An 18,403-nucleotide genomic window follows, 5' to 3' on the forward strand; every position below is an offset into this window, starting at 1 on the left:
GTTGAACTAGCGCATCCCTCTGACCGGAAACCGGCGGACGCCCCCACAGGGGCGGCCGCCGGTTTTTCTAGTGCTGGCGCAGGTAGGTGAGCACGGCGAGGACCCGGCGGTGGTCCTCGGGTTCCGGCCGCAGACCAAGCTTCAGGAAGATGCTCCGGATGTGCGCCTCCACCGTCCGCTCCCCCAGGAAGAGGGTCTTCCCGATCGCCTGGTTGGTGCGCCCCTGGGCCATCAACTCCAGGACGTCCCGTTCCCTGCTGCTGAGCTCATCCTCCCGCTGATGGCCGTTATGCGGCCGGGCCACCATCCGTGCCACCAGTTCTGGATCGACGGCGGTCCCGCCGGCCGCCACCCGGTGCAGCGCGTCGATGAACTCGTCGATGTCCGAGACCCGCTCCTTCAGGAGGTAGCCCAGGCCCTTCGCTCCGTTCCCCAGGAGCTGCATGGCGTTTTCGGTCTCCACATACTGGGACAGCAGGAGGACCCCCGTTCCGGGATGGTCGTGCCGGATCGCAGTCGCGGCCTGGATACCTTCGGTGGTGAAGGTGGGCGGCATGCGGATGTCCACCACGGCAACGTCGGGCTGCAGGGCCGCGACGCACCCCAGAAGCTCCGTAGCGTCCGCAGCCTCGCAGGCCACCTCCAGCCCTTCGGAGGTGAGCAGCGCGGCCAGGCCGCGGCGAAGCAGCGCTGAATCGTCCGCGATGGCGACGCGCAATGTCATGGCAAGTCCTCCGTCGGGTCGGCCGCGAACGGCAGGGTGGCCGCCACGGTTGTTCCGCCGCCTTCCGGACTGGTGACCGTCAGGGAACCGCCCAAAGCCGCGGCCCGGTCGGCCAGCCCCAGCAGCCCGCCGTCGGCACCGGGGCTTGCCCCGCCGATCCCGTTATCCGTCACGTGCAGCCTGAGTCCGGCGTCCGCGCCTGTGACGCCGATCTGCAGGTTCGAGGCACTGGCGTGCTTGGCCGCGTTGGTCACGGCCTCGGCACAGATGAAATACGCCGCGAGTTCCACCTGGGGCGGCGGCCTTTGCGGCAGGTCGACGTCCAGTTCAATGGGGAGCGCCGAACGCTCGGCGAGCGCCGTCAGGGAACCTTCCAGCCCCCTCTCCCGCAGCGACGGCGGGTAGACGCCCCGGGCCAGCTCACGAAGTTCCGTCAGTGCGACGGCGAGCTCGTCGCTGGCCTGGTCCACCAGCTCCTTCATCTCCGCCGGGCTCGCGGCCCGCCGCGCCCTTGCCAGGTCCATGGACACCGCAACGAGGCGCTGCTGGGCGCCGTCGTGAAGGTCCCGCTCGAGCTCACGACGCCGGGCGTCCCCGGCCGTGACGATCCGTTCCCGGGAGCGCCGGACCTCGATCAGCTGGTCCCGCAGCTGCTGTTCCATGTTCTGGTTGTCCAGGGCCAGGGAAGTGGCGCTCCGCACGGCGGCCATCAGCTGTGGCTGGTCCCGGAGCGCCTCATCGAAAACCAGCGCCCCCACGGGAGTGCCGTTACGCTCCAGCACCATGGCCGCCCGCCCGGATCCGTCCTCCGGCACCGCTCGGGGCACGCCGTCGTCGTCCACGAAGCCGGACAGCGCGGGCGACCACCGCCACAGGCTGAGGGTAGGGTCCCGGACCGACCTGCGCAGGGCGCGGATGAGCCGGTCGCTGACCGGCGCCATCCCGATCTCCACCATGAGCTCGCTCAGGGCACCGCGGGCGAACCGGTAACGCCACAGGCCCAGCAGGACGGCGAGGGGGACGATCGCGGTCGCCGGGTACTGCCAGAGCAGGGCCTCGTTGGAAAGCGAGCCGGTCAGCTGGACCACGGCCAGGGACACCCAGACGGTGGACGCCGTCTTGATGATCACCGCCAGCCACAACGGCAGGAACGCTGCCCGGTACGCAGGTGAGCCGGACCGCCAGCGGGACACCAGCACGGCCACAATGGCCATGCCGATGCCCACCTGGACAATGCGGGCGGCGTCCCCGATGACGCTGGTCAGCTCCGGGCTGTCCCACAGCAGAAGCAGGTTGCGGGAGGTGGACTCCCCTGCCGCAATGTGCAGCCGCGGATCGAAAAAGGCCCAGCTCGCCACTGCGATGACCACCCAGGCAGCGAAGAAGAAAACGACAGCCGCCCGTTCCGCCCGCGAGCGCAGGACTCCCGAGGGGAAGCTCAGGGCAAGCTGCAGCAGCGGAGGCTGGTACATGAGCGTCAGCGCCACACCGGCTGTGAACAGCACCGGATCACTGGACCGCCGAATCCCGGCAGCCAGCCACAGCAGCCCGGCAAGCACCAGCAGCAGGCCGGGATTCCGGTTGGGCCGGGTCTGCCACGCCGTCACGCCGGCAAGGACAAAGGCCAGTCCTACGGCGACGAACATGGCGAGTTCAAAGACGGTGAAGGGTGCCCTGTCCGGGTTTTCACCCCAGCGGATGACTCCCTGGGCGTTCAGGACGCCCAAAGTCCGGGCGGGATCCTGCAGGGCGGCCGGCGCCCAGTCGATCGAGATCAGCACCAGGGCCAAAACGCCCACGGTGGCAGCCACTACCAGAACCAGTTGCTTGGGAGTCACGGTGCTTCCCTCCGCCAAGCTTAAGAATCCCATGCCACGGGGCCCTCGGCCAGAGTCCCGGGCCAGGGGGCCCGGGGACTCTGGCCCGGGACTAGCCAGGGGGTGCGGGTCAGCCGGCAGCGAGCTGCGGCGCGAGCCGGTAGCCGATTCCCCTGACGGTCTCAACCCATCGCGGCGAGCGCGAATCGTCCCCTAGCCGTTTCCGCAGGTTACCCATGTGGACTTCGACGGCGCGCTCTTCGGCGGTGCTCACGTACGAACCGGTGTCGTACGGTTCGTTCCTCAGGCGGCGGACCAGGTCGGCCTTCGTCTGAACCAGGCGTCCGTTCTCCAGGAGGACAAGGAGGAGGTCGAACTGCGTCCGGGTCAACTCAACCCTCAGTCCCTCGAACTCCGCGGTCCTGGTCCCCTCGCTCAGCGTCAGCCCGTTGTGCTCGAACTCGGCCAGCTCGGACTCTGCACGCTCTACCCGCCGCAGTTCGGCCGGCACCACGCCGGCCGGACGGGTTGACGCGGCAGGCGCGTTAGCGGTTCCGCGCAGGTCTCCGGCGGCCACCATCGGCGCTTCGGCGTGCTGTCTGGGCCGGCGAAGCATCGCGGCGATCCTCGCCCTGAGTTCGCGGGGTCGGAACGGCTTGGTGAGGAAGTCATCCGCCCCTGCTTCGAAACCCATGATGGCGTCGGCTTCATCCACCCGGCCGGTCACGATGACCAGGTAGGCGTCGCTGAACGTGCGGATGCGGCGGGAGGCCTCAAGGCCGTCAAAGTCCGGAAGCCCCAGGTCCATGGTGACCACCACAGGGTTGTACCGGCGGACCGCCTCAACCCCCTCAAGCCCGGAAGACGTCGCGTACACGGAGAACCCGGATTGCAGCAGCACTTCCCTGAGGGAATTCCTGACGTCGTCGTCATCCTCTACAACAACGGCAATGCCGCGTTCTTCCATCTATGCCCCCATAGTCTTTCGGTCAGTCACCCTCATATTCGTCGGCAGAATCCCCACGGATGGGTATTTCCACTATCTGGACTTATGGGGCTGGTGATGAGCCTACACATGGAGTGACATCCGGCATCGCCGGGCTATCAAATCTTGTGTGCCTCTTGAGATGACCACGGGAATCCCACTGAACTTGAGCCAAAATTGCGTCAAAGTCGCGTCATTCATGATTCCGCCGGTTCACCCTTGAGTCATACATCCAGGCGGGAACCCAGCACCCGTGAGAAGAAAGCATCACAGGCTGCAAGGAAGCAGGACTGGCCATGGAAAAGGCTCCAGCTGTCAATGAAGTCGCCGCGATCCACGGCGTCATTACCGATCAGGCCCCGGTGGATTTTCATGCACTCGGGCTCGCCGGCTGCATCGACCGGCTCGCCACCCCGCTCCGGGAGCAGGGAACCACCGTCCGGTGGGAGACGCCGCACCACGGCATTGAGATCCCGGCCGGCAGTGCCGGGCTGCTTTACCACGCCGCCCAGGAGGCGCTGAGTAACGCCTTCAAATTTGCCGCCGCCACCCAGCTGACCGTCCGGCTCGCTGCGGTGCACCACGGCATCCGGCTGACCGTGGCTGACAACGGCACCGGCTTCGACCGCGATGAAAGCTGCGGCAGCCGGCCGCAGGGATTCGGACTGCTGCTGATGTCCATCGCAGTCCATGAAGCCGGCGGCACCGCGACCATAGACACCGCGCCCGGCAAGGGCACCTGCATCACGGTCACCCTTCCTTTGGACTGACCGCCACGCTTCACGGGGGGAAACACCATGCATCTCAGTCCGGGCCGCTGTGCCCACGGAACCAGCCACCGGCTCCAGTATTATTCTGCCCATGACCAGGCCTGCAGTGAAGGTGCCTGTCGCGGGCGTTTCCCGCACAGCGTTCGATACCGCATGGGACCGGATCTTCTTCCTCATCGGTGGTGTCGCCGCCGTCTGGTTGACCTATCTACTCCTTGAACTGAGCTTCCAGTGGGGCTGGGGCCAGATCTGGTTCATGTTCATCTTTTGGGCCATGCTCGCCTACCTCGTGCTGCCCAGGCTCCACTCGATCCTGACCCGCCTCTATGTGCCCGATTACTTCATCGGGCGCGCCCGCACCAGCGACGGACTCCTCGGCGATCCGGTGAACGTTGCCCTGCTCGGCTCCGAAGCCCAGCTCCACCACGTGATGCGCCGGGCGGGCTGGACCATCGCCGATGACGTGACCCTCGCCAGCAGCTGGCGGATCGTCACCTCCACCGTGCTGCGCCACAGCTACCTTGAGGCTCCGGTCAGCCCGCTCTTCCTGTTCGGCCGGCAACAGGACTTCGCCTACCAGCAGGAGGTGGACGGAAACCCCGGCAAGCGCCACCACGTCCGCTTCTGGCGGTGCCCGCCCGGCTGGCTGCTCCCCGGCGGCGTGGCCGCGGACTGGCTGGCTGCCGGTACCTACGACCGCAGCGTCGGCTTCTCGCTCTTCACCCTCCAGATCACCCACAAGATCGACGAGCACACGGACGACGAGCGGGACCATATCGTCACGTCCATTTCCGACGCCGATCCGGCAGCCGCCGTCCGGGTGATCCGGGACTTCTCCACCGGCTACCACAGCCGCAACGGCGGGGGCGATGAGATTGCCACCGACGGAGACCTCCCCGTCGTTGACCTGCGCGCAACGGCGGTGCCCGGGCTTGCCGTGCCGCGGCTCCCGAGCGACAGCCGGAACAGGCGGCCCGGCCCCACCATCCTCGGGGCGGTCCTCGTCGCCGGCCGTGCACTAGCCGCGGCAGCACTGGCCCTGTCCATCATGCTGTTTCCGACCGCGCATCTGGAGCCCCTCCTCCAATCCGGCAGCAGCGACGGCGACGGGGCGGACCTGACCATGGGCCAGGCGCAGCTGGCGCTTTACCTTGGCGTGGCCGTGGTGGTCTTCTTTGCCCTCGCGGAACTGCTGCTCGCCTGGTTCGTCTTCCTGGGACGGAACTGGGCACGCACGCTCACCATGGCCGTGAGCACCGCCGCGATCGGCCTGCAGGTCATTGACGTGGTCAACGGCGGCCCGGGAATCACGCTGCAGACCAACCTGCCCGGCCTCACCCTGGACATCCTGCTGATCCTGGCCTTGTCCAGCGAGCGGTCCCGCATCTACGCCCGCCGCGACCGCAAGGAACCCAAACGGATCGCGGCCCGGCCAGGCGGCCGCGCGGCGATCTGACCGATGCCGCGGCCTGACTGGCGGTCAGGCCGCCGGGGCTGTCCGGCCGACGCTCAGAGCGTGGACGGGTCCGTGTTCGCTCCGCAGAGGATCACGGCTACGCGTTCGCCCTCCGCCGGGACGTAGGCCCCCGAGGTCAGGGCGGCAAAGGCGGCCGCCGCGCCATACTCCACCACCATCCGGTAGTCGGCCCACAGCCTTGAGCGCGCGGCAACAATTTCGTCGTCGGACACCAGCACGCCCACCACGCCCGTCCGTACCGCGACGTCGAAGCCGATCTGTCCGATCCGGCGCGCCCCCAGCGAGTCGGCTGCAATCCCGCCGACGGCCACATCCACGGGCTGCCCCGCCTTCAGCGCGGCGTGCAGTGTGGGGGCTGTTGCGGGCTCCACGGCCACCACCTTGGCAAAGCCTTCGACGGCGGCCGCGACCCCGGCCATCAGTCCCCCGCCGCCCACTGCCACCAGGACGGTATCCACGCCGCCCAGCTGTTCCAGCAGCTCCGAGCCGACAGTGCCGGCACCCGCGGCAATCTCGGGCTGGTCGTAGGCGTGGCAGTACACGGCCCCGGTTTCGGCCGCGTACGCGATCGCGGCGTCATAGGCGACGGCGTATTCGGCGCCGCGCTGGACGACGGAAGCCCCGGATTCCCGAAGTTTCTTCACCTTCATGGCCGGCGCGGTCTCGGGAACGAAGACGGCTGCAGGAACACCTGCCTGCGCTGCCGCGTAGGCGTTGGCGAGGCCGGCATTCCCGCCGGAGGCGACGACGATTCCAATGTCCTCTTTGAGCTCGCCCCGTTCGCGGCAGGCCAGCACGCGGTTGAAGGCACCCCGGGCCTTGAACGTACCGGTGTGCTGCATGAACTCGCACTTGAGCCAGACAGTCCCGGGGAAGCTCTCCCGGTCCGCTTCGATCACCGGGGTGCGGCGGACCAGCCCGGCAATCCTGCCGGCAGCTTCATCGACGTCTTTGCGTGTGATCATGTCATCCCTGGGCTGCAGTAGTGAGCGGTGCGGGGGCCCGCCCGCCGTAGTCGTGGCCGATCTGCCGTGCGGCGTCCTGCAGCAGCGGAACCACCGTTTTTTCGATGGCCTCCGCCGGTGCCCGGTGGGTCTGGAGGGACACGTTGACCGCGGCGACCACCTCGTGACCGCGCCAGACCGGAACAGCCACACCGCGGAGGCCCTCCTCCAGTTCCTGCGAGACCATGGACCATCCCTTGGTCCGGGCCTGGTCCACCTCGGCCTGGAGCTGGTCGAGGCTCCCGATTGAGCGTTCGGTGAACCGCTGCAGCTGGACGGACTCGAAGTACGACTTCAGCTCGGCGGCGGACAATGCACCCAGCAGGACGCGGCCCATGGAGGTTGCCCAGGCGGGAAACCGGGTGCCCACGCTGATGGAGACGCTCAGCAGCCGGGGCGACGGAACGCAGGCGACATAGACGACGTCGGTGCCGTCGAGAATGCACAAGGAGGTGGTTTCGTTGAGTTCCGCGGCCAGCGACTTGAGGTGCCGCTCTGCGATTCTCGGCAGCGCCAGGTTCGCCAGGAACGATTGTCCGATGTCCAGCGAACGGGGCGTCAGTTCGAAGTACGGACCGTCGGCACGAAGGTAGCCCAGGTCAGTGAGCGTCAGCAGGAACCGCCGGGCGGAGGCCCTGGTCATATCCGACTTTGCGGCGACCTGGGAGACGGTCAGGCGGGGCTCGTCCGGGGCGAAGGAGCGCAGCACGTCAAACGCTTTTTCCACAGACTTCACGAAGTATTCGGGTTGCTCCGCCATGGAATCGTTTAACCTCCCTGAAGCTCAATGTCGGCCTCTGCGGACGCTTGGCCGCAGGCTTATTCCGATCATATCCGGATAAAGCACAGCGGATCCGCGGGGTTGGTCCGGTTTCAGCCCGCTGTCAGTTCCCCGCCCGGATGTCGGAGAGTGTGCGGCCCAGAAGGGCGCCGGCCTCCGGCTTCAGTCCGAGGATGGGGATCATGGCCGCTGCCTGCGCCCGCAGGTGGTCCCAGCCGTCGGCGCATGGCAGGCCCTGCGCCCTCGCCGCTGCGATGGTGGCCGTCGTGTGGCCGGCATAGACGAAGTCATAAACAAAAGTGTCCGGTGAGAGCTTCGCGGGCCCCCATGCCGGTTCGTCGGCACTGCTCTTGCCGAGGGGCGTCGCGTTGACGATCAGCGAGGCGTCCGGCGCATGAGCGCGCGCCTCGGCCCACGTCACCGCACCGGCCTCCATGCCCAGGCTGGTGGCGAGGTCCAGCAGCTGGCGGGAGGCACGCGGGTCCTTGTCCGTCACGGTGACCCGGTGCGCCAGTCCCGCCAGGGCGACCAGTGCTGCGCGTGCGGCTCCGCCTGCCCCGAGCATCACGGCGTGCCGCTGGTGCCGTCCGCCCAGCAGTTCGGCGACGGCAGTGATGTCCGTGTTGTGTGCACTCAGGCTCCGGCCGTGCCGGACCAGCAGGTTGGAAGCTCCGCTGATCCGGACCTGATCGGTAACTGTGTCAGCTGTCCCCGCGGCCCACTGCTTGTGGGGCATTGTCACGTTTGCGGCGACTACGTCGGCCTCCAGCATCGCGTCCCGGACGCCGGACATGTCCTGGCCGGCCGGGACATCCCATGCCTCGTAGGTCCAGCTGCTTCCCAGCTGTTCCAGGACCGGGCCCCAGAGCCCTGGCGACATGGCGGCCGAGGCTTCCGAGCCGATGAGGAACAGCCGGTAGGCCGGTGTGCGGGTTTCCATGGTGGCACCTTTCGCTTGGGAGACTCAGCCGAGGGTGTTGTGAGGCACCTCACTCTGCGCTACTCTTTCAATAGTCGCATACCGCACAGCTGTTCGAAATGCGCACAACTTCAGCAAACAACAACCGTCTTTCAGCGCGGAAGGGCAAGCACCATGACAAATACAGCTACAGGCGCCAGCATCGGAGCCGATCAGCGCCAGCTCAGGCGGGCCAAGAAAGCAGCCCTCGCCGCGTTCCTCGGCGGTGCCCTTGAGTACTACGACTTCTTCATTTACGCCACCGCTGCGTCGCTGGTCTTTTCCAAGATTTTCTTTCCGGCCGGAGACCCCACCGTTGCCCTGATCGCTTCCTTCGCCACCTTCGGCGTGGCGTACGTGGCACGCCCCTTCGGCGCGGTGGTCTTCGGCCACCTGGGTGACAAGATCGGACGCAAGAACACTTTGGTGCTGACGCTGGTGCTGATGGGTTCGGCCACGTTCCTCATTGGCGTGCTGCCCGACTTCAACACCGCCGGCTACTGGGCCCCTGCCCTGCTGGTGCTCCTGCGCCTCATGCAGGGCCTCTCCGCAGGAGCCGAAACGGCCGGCGCCTCGGCGCTGTCCACCGAGGAAGCCCCGGAAGGCCGCCGCGGCTTCTTCGCCAGCTTTGCGATGAGTGGCATCTCCGCCGGCATCGTCCTGGCTTCGCTGGCATTCCTGCCCGTGGCTGCCATGAGTGAAGCCGACCGCCTCGCCTGGGGCTGGCGCATCCCGTTCTGGCTCTCGCTGATCGTGCTGATCGTCGCATACCTGGTCCGCCGCTCGCTCGAGGAACCCGAGGTGTTCGAGGAGAAGCATGATCACGGCGAACTGGTGAAGCTCCCCTTCGCGAAGATGTTCAAGACCCACCCGGCCCAGTTCTTCCAGGTGGCCCTGATGTCCTTCGAGACCGTCACCAACACTTTCATGCAGTCCTTCGGCCTGGCCTATGCGGTGTCCGTCGGCGTCCCGGCCTCCACCATGCTCTGGGTCAGCATCACCGGCAACATCATTGCCATCGCAACCCAGCCGCTGATGGCCTGGCTCTCCGACAAGTACGGCCGCCGCCCGATCTTCATCACCGGCGTCCTCGGTTCAGGCGCCATGATCTTCATCTACTTCTCCGTGATCTCCACCGGCAACGTGCCCATGATCTTCCTGACCAGCACCCTGATCACGGCCGGAACCTACGCCATGTCCAACGCCATCTACCCCGCCTGGTTCTCGGAGCTGTTCAACGTGAAAGTCCGCTATTCGGGCATGGCCATCGGCCTGCAGGTCGGCATCCTGTGCGCCGGCTTCACCCCGCTGCTCGGCACCGCACTCGTCGGCGCGGACAAGGCCAACTGGGGCCCCGCCGCCTGGATCGTGGCCGCGTCCTCGCTCTTGGCCGTCGCCGGCGCCTTCTGGGCCCGCGAGACCAGCAAGACCCCGCTGCGCGAACTGGGCAACTCAGTCCACTGACGGACAGGTGGTCCGGCCCGCCGGGATCCGCGGCATTGGGCCTCCTGGTGGGTGAATCTCGGAGAGGCCAAGAAAGTAACGGGCGACGGCGGGGCCGGCACCGTGGTGGAGCACAGTTACCTGATGGCCGGCGTTCCGTTTCCGGTGACCACGCACGTTGTGGAGAACCAGCCGACGCCCGCCGGCGGGAAACACGTACGGATTGAATTCGACGGTCCGCTCAAGGGCTGGCAGAACTGGGATTACGAACCAGCAGGAACCGGGACGCTCGTCTCGATGGAGATCGAATACAACGTGCCGGGCAGTGCGATCGGCAAGTTCGTGGACCATGTCATGATCGAGCACCTTCAGGAACGCGCCCGGCAGCAGACGCTGGAAAACCTCAAGCTCATTGCGGAGCGCTAAGGACCGACCACCCAGGGCGTACGCCGCAGCCTGGCCACCAGCGTCGCGGCGAGTAGCGCCGTCGTGATTTCCATGGCGATGATGCCGATCATGCCTCCGGCCGCGGAAGCCGCGGTTTCCGCGGCCGTCATCCCGGAAACCCCGTGGCTGTGGCCGTCCGGCCCGGTAGCCGGCACGGCCCCCAGCAACAGGACAGCGTGCAGTGCGGCCATCGCCAGCGCGCACGCCATCACCTGACGCAGGGAACCGGGCCTGCCGTCGCGCCAGATGTGGACCGCGCACGGCAGGCACACTCCCACCATGGCCAGCATCAGCAGGTTCAGCCACATCCCGTGATGGTTTCCCGCAACGAGCCACAGGTGTACCAGGCAGGACGCAACAGTGGCCGCGGCGACGGCGCGCATGTGCAGCACGGGCCGGGGCTGGCGGATGGAGCCGGCGGCACGGCTCCATCCACGCAGGGCTGTCATGGCGCCTGCCTAGCCGTGGCAGTGTCCGCCGGCGGCGGGCGTGGTGCTCGGGTTGGCCGGCACGTCCAACACGGGGCTGCGGTCGAAGAATCCCTCAGGCCGCAGCTTGAAACCCACAGTGTCCACGGGCATGATGGGCCAGTCCTCGATCCGAGGGAAGTGGGTCAGCCCGAAGGTGTGCCACACCACGATGTCCTGGCCGTCGATCTCGCGGTCCTGCGCGATGTAGGCCGGCAGCCCCGCTCCCCCGGAGTGCTGGTTCACGAAGTCGCCGGTAGGGTACCGCTCGTCCTCCGCGAACCGGGTGACCCACAGGTCCTTGGTGGCGAACGCCGCACGGCGGGCAATGGAGGAATCCGGATCGGCCAGGAGCGTGGGCTGGCCCTGGGCATGCAGCTTGTAGCCCACAGGTTCGCCCAGCCGGTTGCGCGACTCCGGGTTGGAGATGATCCAGGTCCGGCCGCTGCGCGCATCGGCTTCCCGGACGGCGTCGGATTCCCGGGCCAGGACAGTCCTCTTCCGGGAGAACGCGTTGCCGCGCTCGTTGCCTTCGCCCATGGGCTGCCGGACCACGTCCTCTTCCTCCACCCGGTTGGTGAAGCCGTCGATCGCCATGTCCAGGCGGGCACTGAAAAGGTGCTGGTGGAACGGCGCGCCGAGCCCGGGTGCGAGCTGGGAAATGTTGGCCGAGCCGCCCTCCGGGAAGGCGCTGGTGAAGACAACGCCGGTAGCCTTGGCTTCGAATTCGATGGTGCCGTCGAGGTAGAGGTACCAGTAGAAGCCGTAGTCGTAGTTGCCGATGGTGGTGAAGAAGGAGATGACCAGGCGGCGGTTGCGGCGGGTGTAGTTGATGCCCGTCCAGAGGTCGCTGTGCTTGGCCAGGATGCCCCAGTCCTCCTCGTGCATGCAGATGCCGTTGCGGATTTCGCGGGGGTTGCCGAAGGCGTCGCTGATCACGGGGCTGAGGTAGGTGATCTCGCCGAGGCAGTCGCAGCCCAGTTCGAGCGAGTTGGCGTACTGGCCCACCAGGTATTCGCCGGTGTCGAAGTAGTTCTGCCAGGACCGGATCGGCGACGGGTCGCCATAGGGGACCACCATCTCCGCGATGGAGGCGCGGTTGATGATGGGCCGCTTCCGCCCGCCGTCCTGGAAGGCAAGGTTGTGCAGCACCACGCCCTCGCGGACATCGAAGCCGACGTCGACGCTCCACTTTTCCCATTCAACGTGGTTGCCGCCGGTGACCGTGAAGCTGGGCCCCTCGGGCTGGGTGATGTGCAGCGGCTTCTGGGTGGTGCGCAGCGGGCCGGTGAGCTCTGGGTCGGTGTAGTTGCCGTGCTCGGCGGGAATGGGGATCACCCCGGTATCCAGGACCTGCGTGACCTCCTTGCTGACGACGTCGACATAGGCCACCAGGCCGTCAACGGGATGCGCCCAGGCGCTGTCCTCGGGAAAGTCCTGAACGAAGGCCAGCCCGCGGAGGATGCGCCGGCCCTTTTCCTCCGGGTACTCGAAGACACCGGCGGACAGCGGGGCAACGCGGACCTTGCCGACGTCGAGCCCGCGGTCGGCCAGCGCCTTCAGCCACCGCGCGTCGGAGGCCAGGAGTTCCTCCACCACCTCGAATTCCTCTTCCAGCACGGGAAGTTCGCCGGCGACGGCGGTGTCCAGTTCGACGGCGGAAATCACCTCGCCGCGCGTCACGGAGACCGTTACGTCAACGGGGCGGCCGCCGGAAACATCGTGGATGAACACACGGAAGCGCCGGTCCTCGGAATTCCCGGCGCTGCCCCGGGCGGGGTCCAGCAGGCCGAGGTAGGCGATCCGCTTCGCCGGGTCCAACAGTCCCCCGGCGCGGAGAATGCCCTGGACTTCGGTGATTTCAGCACCGGCTGCCAGGCGGTACGGGGTGACTGTGTCAGTTGGTGCAAGTGTCATGCGCTCGACCTTTGTCCGGGACCGTGTTGGGGTCGGAATTTTTATTTTCTATAGTTGTAGAGAATAACCGTCCGTAAGATGGCTCACAATAGCCAGCCGCAAGAAATTTCCGGGGGAGCACCACCGTGCCAAAGATTGTTGACCATGATGAACGGCGCCTGGAACTGGTGGATGCGACCTGGCGGATCATCGCACGGCTCGGCATCGAAGGTGCCACGATGCGGGAGATCGCCCTCGAGGCCGGCTTCGCCAACGGCGCCTTGAAGCCGTACTTCCCCACCAAGGACACGCTGCTGACATTTGCCTTCGGGCACGTCTTCAACAGGACCAATGAACGCATCCGGGAAGTGACCGCAGGCAAGGCCGGCATTCCGGCGCTCAGGGCTTTTTGCGTTGAGGTGCTGCCGCTGGACTCCGAGCGCGTCAATGAAGCGCGGATCGTGGTCCCGTTCTGGCAGAAGGCCATTAACGATCCGGAAAAGGCTGCCATCCACCGCGAGTCCATGGACCAGTGGCACGCCGCCATTGTGGCGCACCTGGCCGAGGCCAGGACGCGGGGTGACGTGACTGCCGCCGTCGACGACTCAGCGGTTGCCGGCCACCTGCTGAACATGCTGCTGGGCGCGCAGATAGCTGCCGCACTCGCCCCGGACGGCCAGGCGGATCCGGGCCTCAACGACCAACTGGAAGCATTCCTGACGTTGCTGCAAACGCACCCGTAATTCTTTTTTCGACGTTCGTCGAAAAAAGATGACAACGCCAGCCATCGGCGCTAACCTGAAATGAATGTGTCGCAGGACACAGCTTTGGGGACCACTATTCAGATGGCTAACCGGCGTCAGGAACATCCATGTCTGCAATTACAGCCCGCCCCGCTGGCCAGGACCTCACGTCCAGCGTGGCCACCTCCTTCGACCACTGGCGGCATCTCGTGGCGGAGTCCTTTGTGCCGCTGGCCGCCGAGACGGATCATCCGGACACTTTCCGCGGCCGGATGCGCTCCAGGGTCCTGGACCGGCTGTGCATCGTGGAGGTCTCCGCCTCGGGCCACAGCGTCCACCGCACGCCCGCCCTGGTGGCCCAGCCGGGCCAGCGCTATTTCAAGCTCAACCTCCAGCTGGAGGGCACCGGGCTGCTCATCCAGGACAACCGCGAGGCAGTGCTGCGCCCCGGCGACCTCGCCATTTACGACACTAACCGCCCGTACACCCTGGCGTTCGAAGAGCAGGCCCGGGTCATGGTGGTCATGTTTCCGCAGGACTCCCTGTCCCTGCCTCCGGATTACGTCGGCCAGCTCTCGGCGGTGCGGCTGGCTGGCGGGCACGGGCTGACCGGCATCGTTGGTCCCTTTATTGCCCAGCTGGCGGAGAACCTGGAAGCCCTCAGTGGGCCCAGCGGCTCGCGGCTGGCCGCCAACGCGCTGGACCTCGTATCCACCATGCTGCACTCGGAACTGGACATGGCCCGGGACAGCATGAAGCCCCAGGCACTCCTGGCCACGTCAGTACGCGAATACATCGAGGCCAACCTCGCCGATCCGCAGCTTTCGCCGGCCAGCATTGCCACGGCGCACTTTATTTCCACCCGCCACCTGCACAACATCTTCCACGAGACGGGTGCCACTGTTGCCAGCTGGATCCGGAGCCAGCGCCTGGAACGCATCCGCCGCGACCTGAGGGATCCGCTGCTCAACGGCACTTCCGTGGGCGCAGTCGCCGCACGGTGGGGGTTCCTGGACGCGGCGCATTTCAGCCGCACGTTCCGGGATGCCTACGGCGAATCCCCCAGTGACTGGCGCCGCGGCGCTTAGATCAGGCCCTGCGCGAGCATGGCGTCTGCCACCTTGACGAAGCCGCCGATGTTGGCGCCCAGCACGTAGTTGCCGGGTTGGCCGTATTCGTCGGCGGTGGAGGCACAGCGGTGGTGGATCCCCACCATGATGTCCGTGAGCCGCTGCTCCGTGTGCTCGAAGGACCAGGAGTCGCGGCTCGCGTTCTGCTGCATTTCAAGGGCCGACGTCGCCACGCCTCCCGCATTGGCGGCCTTGCCCGGGCCGAACAGCACTCCGGCCTCCTGGAACACCGCAATGGCTTCACGCGTGGAGGGCATGTTGGCGCCTTCGCCGATGGCCAGCAGTCCGTTGCGGACCAGCCTCGCCGCGGCATCGCCGTCGAGCTCGTTCTGCGTGGCACACGGCAGCGCCACCGTGGCGTCGACGTCCCACACCGAACCGCCTTCCACGTAGGAGACGCCGGAACGGCGCAGCGAATAGTCCTTGAGGCGCCCGCGTTCGGTTTCCTTGACCTGGCGGAGAAGCCCGACGTCGATTCCCGCCTCGTCCACGACGTAGCCGGAAGAGTCGGAGCAGGCCACCACGGTGGCGCCGAGCGCCTGGGCCTTGGCGACGGCATTGATGGCCACGTTCCCGGAACCGGAAACCACCACGCGCTGCCCGTCGAAGGATGTCCCGCGGGTCTTCAGCATCTCCTCGGTGAAGATCACGGTGCCGAAGCCGGTGGCCTCAGGCCGGACCAGCGAACCGCCCCAGGAGATGCCCTTGCCGGTCAGGACGCCGGATTCGTAGCGGTTGGTGATGCGTTTGTACTGGCCGAAGAGGTAGCCGATTTCGCGCCCGCCGACGCCGATGTCGCCGGCAGGCACGTCGGTGTATTCGCCGATGTGGCGGTACAACTCGGTCATGAACGACTGGCAGAACCGCATGACTTCGGCGTCGCTGCGGCCGCGGGGGTCGAAGTCCGAACCGCCCTTGCCGCCGCCGATGGGCATGCCGGTGAGGGCGTTCTTGAAGATCTGCTCGAAGCCGAGGAACTTCACGATGCCCAGGTACACGGACGGGTGGAAACGCAGGCCGCCCTTGTAGGGGCCGAGTGCCGAGTTGAACTCCACCCGGAAGCCGCGGTTGATCTGCACGCGACCCTGGTCATCGGTCCACGGCACCCGGAAAATGATCTGGCGTTCGGGTTCGCAGAGCCGTTCCAGGATGGCCGCTTCGAGGAATTCGGGGTGCCGGTCGTGGACGGGGCCCAGGCTTTCGAACACCTCGACCACCGCCTGGTGGAACTCCGCTTCTCCGGGGTTCCTGGCCAGGACCGTGTCCCGGATGGCCTCGAGCCGTGCATCCATGATGATTCCTTACGTCGAACCGGGCGCGGAAAGTCTGCGGCAGGCGCCGCGCCGCCACCCCTTTATTGAAACTTCAACCTACCCGATTGTGACTGCGCGGGCCACGCATGACCAATCGTGCTTCCACTAACCTCCGTATTGTGACATTTAATTTCCATAAAACGAAAGTTAAAGCATCGGTTCCGGCTCCGGCAGGGGACTTCTGATGGCCCACATTTGCCTGCTTCTCTCCGGAGCCGCGCTGCTGCTCAACGGCCTTGCGGCGCTGGACCTCCTCCCCCGCCGGGACGCTGCCGTGTTCAGCCTGGTCATCGGCGTCACCCAGGTGGTCCTCGGCGTCACGTACCTGGGGATTACCGGCGACGGCGGCCTGCATTTGCTCCTCGGGGCATCCGGGATGTTCCTGTTCGGGCTGACCTACGTCTACGTTGGGCTGGATTTCCTGCTGGGACTCGGGTCCCGGGGCCTTGGCTGGTTCTGCGGGATGGTGGGCCTGTGCGGCCTGCTGCTTGCCGCCGCCTGGTCCGGGGAAGATCCGCTGCTGGCCGTCCTCTGGCTCTGCTGGACTTACCTGTGGCTGCTGTTCTACCTGCAGCTTGCGCTGGGCATGAAGCGCCTCGCGCCGCTCATTGGCTGGTCGCTGATCCTCACCAGCCAGTTATCGGCCACGGTTCCGGCGTTCCTGGGCATCACGGGACGCTGGCCCAATGGTCCCGAAGCAGCGACGACGGCGGCGGGCGCCGCATCGGCCCTGGCGGTGCTTCTGCTGCTGGCAGGCTGCCTCGCGTGGCGCGGACGCCAAACCGCCGCCCGCGCCGCCGTCGTCTCTTCTGATGTCCCAGACAGATTGCTACCCGGCGAACTCAAGCTCTGAGGCCCGGATCTGCCGCTCCACCCGGATCTCCACCAGCACGCCGGCCAGGAACAGCGCCGGAACAGCAGCGAGCAGACCCGCGGCCGTTTCGGCACTGCCACCGATGAGGGACGTGAAGTTGCTGACCACCAGGTACAGCACCCACGCCAGCAGCGCTGAAGCGAGCACCGGGGCAATGAACGTCTGCCATTGCTGGCCGGGCACCTTTTCCCGTCGGAAATAGGCAACAACGGAGAGGGAGGACAGCATATACAGCACCAGCAGTGCCGCGACGGCGAGGCCGCTGAACCATGAGAACAGCGTCAGCACCGGGTCCAGCCCCAGCAGGGCGAATGGCGCCACCAGCAGGGCTGCCACTACGGTCTGGATCCAGGCCGCGGCGGCAGGGGCACGATGCCTGTTGGTCCGGGCAACCACTGCGGGCATGGAGCCGCGCAGGGCCAGTGAGTGGAGGTAGCGGTTGATGCCGTTGTGGAAGGCGATAATGCCTGCCAGCAGCGAGGTCACCAGCAGGACACCGGCGGTGATCCCGGCCCAGGGTCCGAACATTTCGACGATGGGGCCGATCACGAAGGACGTGGCGTCCCCGGATTCCAGGGCGGCGCCCGCGGCATCCACTACGTGGGAGGGCCCGTAGAAGCTGACCAGCATCCAGGTGATGAAGGAGAAGAAGACGGCGATGATGCCCACGGACAGATAGGTGGCCCGGGCAACGGTCCGGTGCGGGTCTTTGGCCTCGGCGGAGTAGATGGCGGTGGATTCGAAGCCGAACATGGAGGCCACCGCGAACATGATGGCGACGCCGGGGGCTCCGCTGGCGATGGCTTCCGGCGCGAACGAGGCGGCGATGTTCAGCCCTTCGGGGCCACCGCCTTTGAACAGCACGGCGAATCCGAACATCAGGAGGATGGCCACTTCCAGGCCCACCAGGACAGCAAGGACCCGGGCACCGAGCTCGATGTTCATGGATCCCAGGACCTGGACGCCCGCCATGGTGACCAGGGCGAGCAGCCACCAGGGAACAGTTATGCCGGCGGATGCCAGCAGGCCGGAGAAAGCCGCACCGTACAGCCCGTACATGGCCGCCTGCACCGTGCTGTAGGCCAGCAGGGCAAGCCACGCAGCGCCGGCACCGACCTTGCGTCCGAACGCTGCGGTGACATAGGCGTAGAAGGCTCCGTTGGTCTGCACCTTCCGGCTCATGGCCACGAAACCCACCGCGAAGATGACAATGACGATGCCCACCACGAGGTAGGCGCCCGGGGCGCCGGCGCCGTTGCCGAGCGCGGCCGCGAGCGGCGCTGCGCCCACGATGCCGGTCAGCGGGGCCTGTGCGGAAAGGACAAAGAACAGGATGCCCAGGACTCCGATGCTTCCTGCGCGCAGGGCGGTGGAGTGTTCCTGGCGGGAACCGGGTTCTGCGGTCCGGGATTCGGGGTTCGAAATACTCATTGGATCCTTCCTAACGGTCATGAGTGCTGCGGAGGGAACTTAGGGGAAAGAGCGTGGGAAGGGTGCCTGGGCCCGGGCAAAGGTGCACCGTGAAATCCAGCATGGCACTTGCCGCCGGGCCCGGCTTGTCTTGCAGCGATCAG

At 66.7% G+C, this 18,403-nt stretch carries 16 protein-coding genes and 1 pseudogene; 7 read left to right on the forward strand and 10 right to left on the reverse strand.

Annotated elements, in window-relative coordinates; translation table 11 throughout:
* Positions 1-67: 67 nt before the first annotated feature.
* The 3 genes from ACSQ12_RS18100 to ACSQ12_RS18110 form a co-directional block, all read right to left on the reverse strand.
* A complete protein-coding gene (locus tag ACSQ12_RS18100) occupies positions 68-724 on the reverse strand; it encodes a response regulator transcription factor (protein WP_245198980.1) in 657 nt (218 codons plus the stop codon).
* Positions 721-2,562: a sensor histidine kinase gene (locus tag ACSQ12_RS18105; RefSeq protein WP_436066340.1), complete on the reverse strand. Its 1,842-nt coding sequence runs from the start codon at positions 2,560-2,562 to the stop codon at positions 721-723. Before ACSQ12_RS18105 ends, ACSQ12_RS18100 begins: the two co-directional genes overlap by 4 nt.
* Before the next feature lie 109 nt (positions 2,563-2,671).
* Positions 2,672-3,508 carry a response regulator transcription factor gene (locus ACSQ12_RS18110; protein WP_436066341.1) on the reverse strand — a complete coding sequence of 279 codons (837 nt, stop codon included), beginning with the start codon at positions 3,506-3,508 and terminating at the stop codon, positions 2,672-2,674.
* A 314-nt stretch (positions 3,509-3,822) separates the two neighbouring features.
* On the opposite strand from ACSQ12_RS18110, the gene ACSQ12_RS18115 reads away from it, so the two are divergent.
* Together ACSQ12_RS18115 and ACSQ12_RS18120 are read left to right on the forward strand one after the other, a co-directional pair.
* Positions 3,823-4,296 (forward strand): sensor histidine kinase, encoded by a 474-nt coding sequence (locus ACSQ12_RS18115; protein ID WP_436066342.1) that lies wholly within the window; start codon positions 3,823-3,825, stop codon positions 4,294-4,296.
* A 91-nt stretch (positions 4,297-4,387) separates the two neighbouring features.
* Positions 4,388-5,752 carry an LssY C-terminal domain-containing protein gene (locus ACSQ12_RS18120; protein WP_436066343.1) on the forward strand — a complete coding sequence of 455 codons (1,365 nt, stop codon included), beginning with the start codon at positions 4,388-4,390 and terminating at the stop codon, positions 5,750-5,752.
* Between the two features lie 53 nt (positions 5,753-5,805).
* Here the strand turns inward: ACSQ12_RS18120 and ACSQ12_RS18125 are convergent, their stop codons facing one another.
* The 3 genes from ACSQ12_RS18125 to ACSQ12_RS18135 all read right to left on the reverse strand — a co-directional run bounded on the left by ACSQ12_RS18125 (position 5,806) and on the right by ACSQ12_RS18135 (position 8,498).
* On the reverse strand, positions 5,806-6,738 hold the full coding sequence (locus tag ACSQ12_RS18125; RefSeq protein ID WP_436066344.1) for a threonine/serine dehydratase: 933 nt from the start codon (positions 6,736-6,738) through the stop codon (positions 5,806-5,808).
* Position 6,739: 1 nt separating this feature from the next.
* Positions 6,740-7,537, reverse strand: a complete 798-nt coding sequence (locus ACSQ12_RS18130) for an IclR family transcriptional regulator domain-containing protein (protein WP_436066345.1) — start codon at positions 7,535-7,537, stop codon at positions 6,740-6,742.
* 124 nt (positions 7,538-7,661) lie between these two features.
* Positions 7,662-8,498, reverse strand: a complete 837-nt coding sequence (locus ACSQ12_RS18135; protein WP_436066346.1) for a shikimate dehydrogenase family protein — start codon at positions 8,496-8,498, stop codon at positions 7,662-7,664.
* Between the two features lie 153 nt (positions 8,499-8,651).
* Between ACSQ12_RS18135 and ACSQ12_RS18140 the strand changes: the two genes are divergently transcribed.
* Both ACSQ12_RS18140 and ACSQ12_RS18145 read left to right on the forward strand, forming a co-directional pair.
* Entirely contained in the window at positions 8,652-9,980 is a 1,329-nt protein-coding gene (locus ACSQ12_RS18140; RefSeq protein ID WP_209742426.1) for an MFS transporter, read from the forward strand.
* Positions 9,981-10,013: 33 nt separating this feature from the next.
* Positions 10,014-10,385: pseudogene (locus ACSQ12_RS18145) on the forward strand (SRPBCC family protein); the annotation flags it as partial.
* On the opposite strand, the gene ACSQ12_RS18150 reads toward ACSQ12_RS18145, so the two are convergent.
* Together ACSQ12_RS18150 and ACSQ12_RS18155 are read right to left on the reverse strand one after the other, a co-directional pair.
* Positions 10,382-10,855, reverse strand: coding sequence for a hypothetical protein (locus ACSQ12_RS18150; RefSeq protein ID WP_436066347.1), 474 nt, complete (start codon positions 10,853-10,855; stop codon positions 10,382-10,384). The pseudogene ACSQ12_RS18145 and the gene ACSQ12_RS18150 overlap by 4 nt on opposite strands.
* Before the next feature lie 9 nt (positions 10,856-10,864).
* Positions 10,865-12,790 (reverse strand): primary-amine oxidase, encoded by a 1,926-nt coding sequence (locus tag ACSQ12_RS18155; protein WP_436066348.1) that lies wholly within the window; start codon positions 12,788-12,790, stop codon positions 10,865-10,867.
* Between the two features lie 125 nt (positions 12,791-12,915).
* On the opposite strand from ACSQ12_RS18155, the gene ACSQ12_RS18160 reads away from it, so the two are divergent.
* Positions 12,916-13,512 carry a TetR/AcrR family transcriptional regulator gene (locus ACSQ12_RS18160; protein ID WP_436066349.1) on the forward strand — a complete coding sequence of 199 codons (597 nt, stop codon included), beginning with the start codon at positions 12,916-12,918 and terminating at the stop codon, positions 13,510-13,512.
* A 128-nt stretch (positions 13,513-13,640) separates the two neighbouring features.
* Positions 13,641-14,600 carry a helix-turn-helix domain-containing protein gene (locus ACSQ12_RS18165; RefSeq protein ID WP_209742421.1) on the forward strand — a complete coding sequence of 320 codons (960 nt, stop codon included), beginning with the start codon at positions 13,641-13,643 and terminating at the stop codon, positions 14,598-14,600.
* Here the strand turns inward: ACSQ12_RS18165 and gdhA are convergent.
* Positions 14,597-15,934, reverse strand: coding sequence for an NADP-specific glutamate dehydrogenase (gene gdhA / locus ACSQ12_RS18170; RefSeq protein WP_436066350.1), 1,338 nt, complete (start codon positions 15,932-15,934; stop codon positions 14,597-14,599). The two genes, ACSQ12_RS18165 and gdhA, sit on opposite strands and share 4 nt — an antisense overlap.
* 205 nt (positions 15,935-16,139) lie before the next feature.
* Here gdhA and ACSQ12_RS18175 point away from each other — a divergent pair, with 205 nt between their 5' ends.
* Entirely contained in the window at positions 16,140-16,808 is a 669-nt protein-coding gene (locus ACSQ12_RS18175; RefSeq protein ID WP_436066351.1) for an AmiS/UreI family transporter, read from the forward strand.
* Here the strand turns inward: ACSQ12_RS18175 and ACSQ12_RS18180 are convergent.
* Complete coding sequence (locus ACSQ12_RS18180) at positions 16,785-18,260, reverse strand: APC family permease (RefSeq protein WP_209742418.1); 1,476 nt, start codon at positions 18,258-18,260, stop codon at positions 16,785-16,787. The two genes, ACSQ12_RS18175 and ACSQ12_RS18180, sit on opposite strands and share 24 nt — an antisense overlap.
* Between the last annotated feature and the right edge of the window lie 143 nt (positions 18,261-18,403).

Source organism: Arthrobacter sp. LjRoot14, assembly GCF_964253905.1.
Taxonomy (GTDB): domain Bacteria; phylum Actinomycetota; class Actinomycetes; order Actinomycetales; family Micrococcaceae; genus Arthrobacter.

What these genes read in the sequence shown, in the direction of transcription:
- ACSQ12_RS18100 (WP_245198980.1), bottom strand. Translation starts at nt 724, where the DNA reads ATGACATTGCGCGTCGCCATCGCGGACGATTCAGCGCTGCTTCGCCGC.
- ACSQ12_RS18130 (WP_436066345.1), bottom strand. Translation starts at nt 7,537, where the DNA reads ATGGCGGAGCAACCCGAATACTTCGTGAAGTCTGTGGAAAAAGCGTTT.
- ACSQ12_RS18175 (WP_436066351.1), top strand. Translation starts at nt 16,140, where the DNA reads ATGGCCCACATTTGCCTGCTTCTCTCCGGAGCCGCGCTGCTGCTCAAC.
- ACSQ12_RS18140 (WP_209742426.1), top strand. Translation starts at nt 8,652, where the DNA reads ATGACAAATACAGCTACAGGCGCCAGCATCGGAGCCGATCAGCGCCAG.
- ACSQ12_RS18135 (WP_436066346.1), bottom strand. Translation starts at nt 8,498, where the DNA reads ATGGAAACCCGCACACCGGCCTACCGGCTGTTCCTCATCGGCTCGGAA.
- ACSQ12_RS18155 (WP_436066348.1), bottom strand. Translation starts at nt 12,790, where the DNA reads ATGACACTTGCACCAACTGACACAGTCACCCCGTACCGCCTGGCAGCC.
- ACSQ12_RS18120 (WP_436066343.1), top strand. Translation starts at nt 4,388, where the DNA reads ATGACCAGGCCTGCAGTGAAGGTGCCTGTCGCGGGCGTTTCCCGCACA.
- ACSQ12_RS18165 (WP_209742421.1), top strand. Translation starts at nt 13,641, where the DNA reads ATGTCTGCAATTACAGCCCGCCCCGCTGGCCAGGACCTCACGTCCAGC.
- ACSQ12_RS18125 (WP_436066344.1), bottom strand. Translation starts at nt 6,738, where the DNA reads ATGATCACACGCAAAGACGTCGATGAAGCTGCCGGCAGGATTGCCGGG.
- ACSQ12_RS18115 (WP_436066342.1), top strand. Translation starts at nt 3,823, where the DNA reads ATGGAAAAGGCTCCAGCTGTCAATGAAGTCGCCGCGATCCACGGCGTC.
- ACSQ12_RS18180 (WP_209742418.1), bottom strand. Translation starts at nt 18,260, where the DNA reads ATGAGTATTTCGAACCCCGAATCCCGGACCGCAGAACCCGGTTCCCGC.
- gdhA (WP_436066350.1), bottom strand. Translation starts at nt 15,934, where the DNA reads ATGGATGCACGGCTCGAGGCCATCCGGGACACGGTCCTGGCCAGGAAC.
- ACSQ12_RS18110 (WP_436066341.1), bottom strand. Translation starts at nt 3,508, where the DNA reads ATGGAAGAACGCGGCATTGCCGTTGTTGTAGAGGATGACGACGACGTC.
- ACSQ12_RS18150 (WP_436066347.1), bottom strand. Translation starts at nt 10,855, where the DNA reads ATGACAGCCCTGCGTGGATGGAGCCGTGCCGCCGGCTCCATCCGCCAG.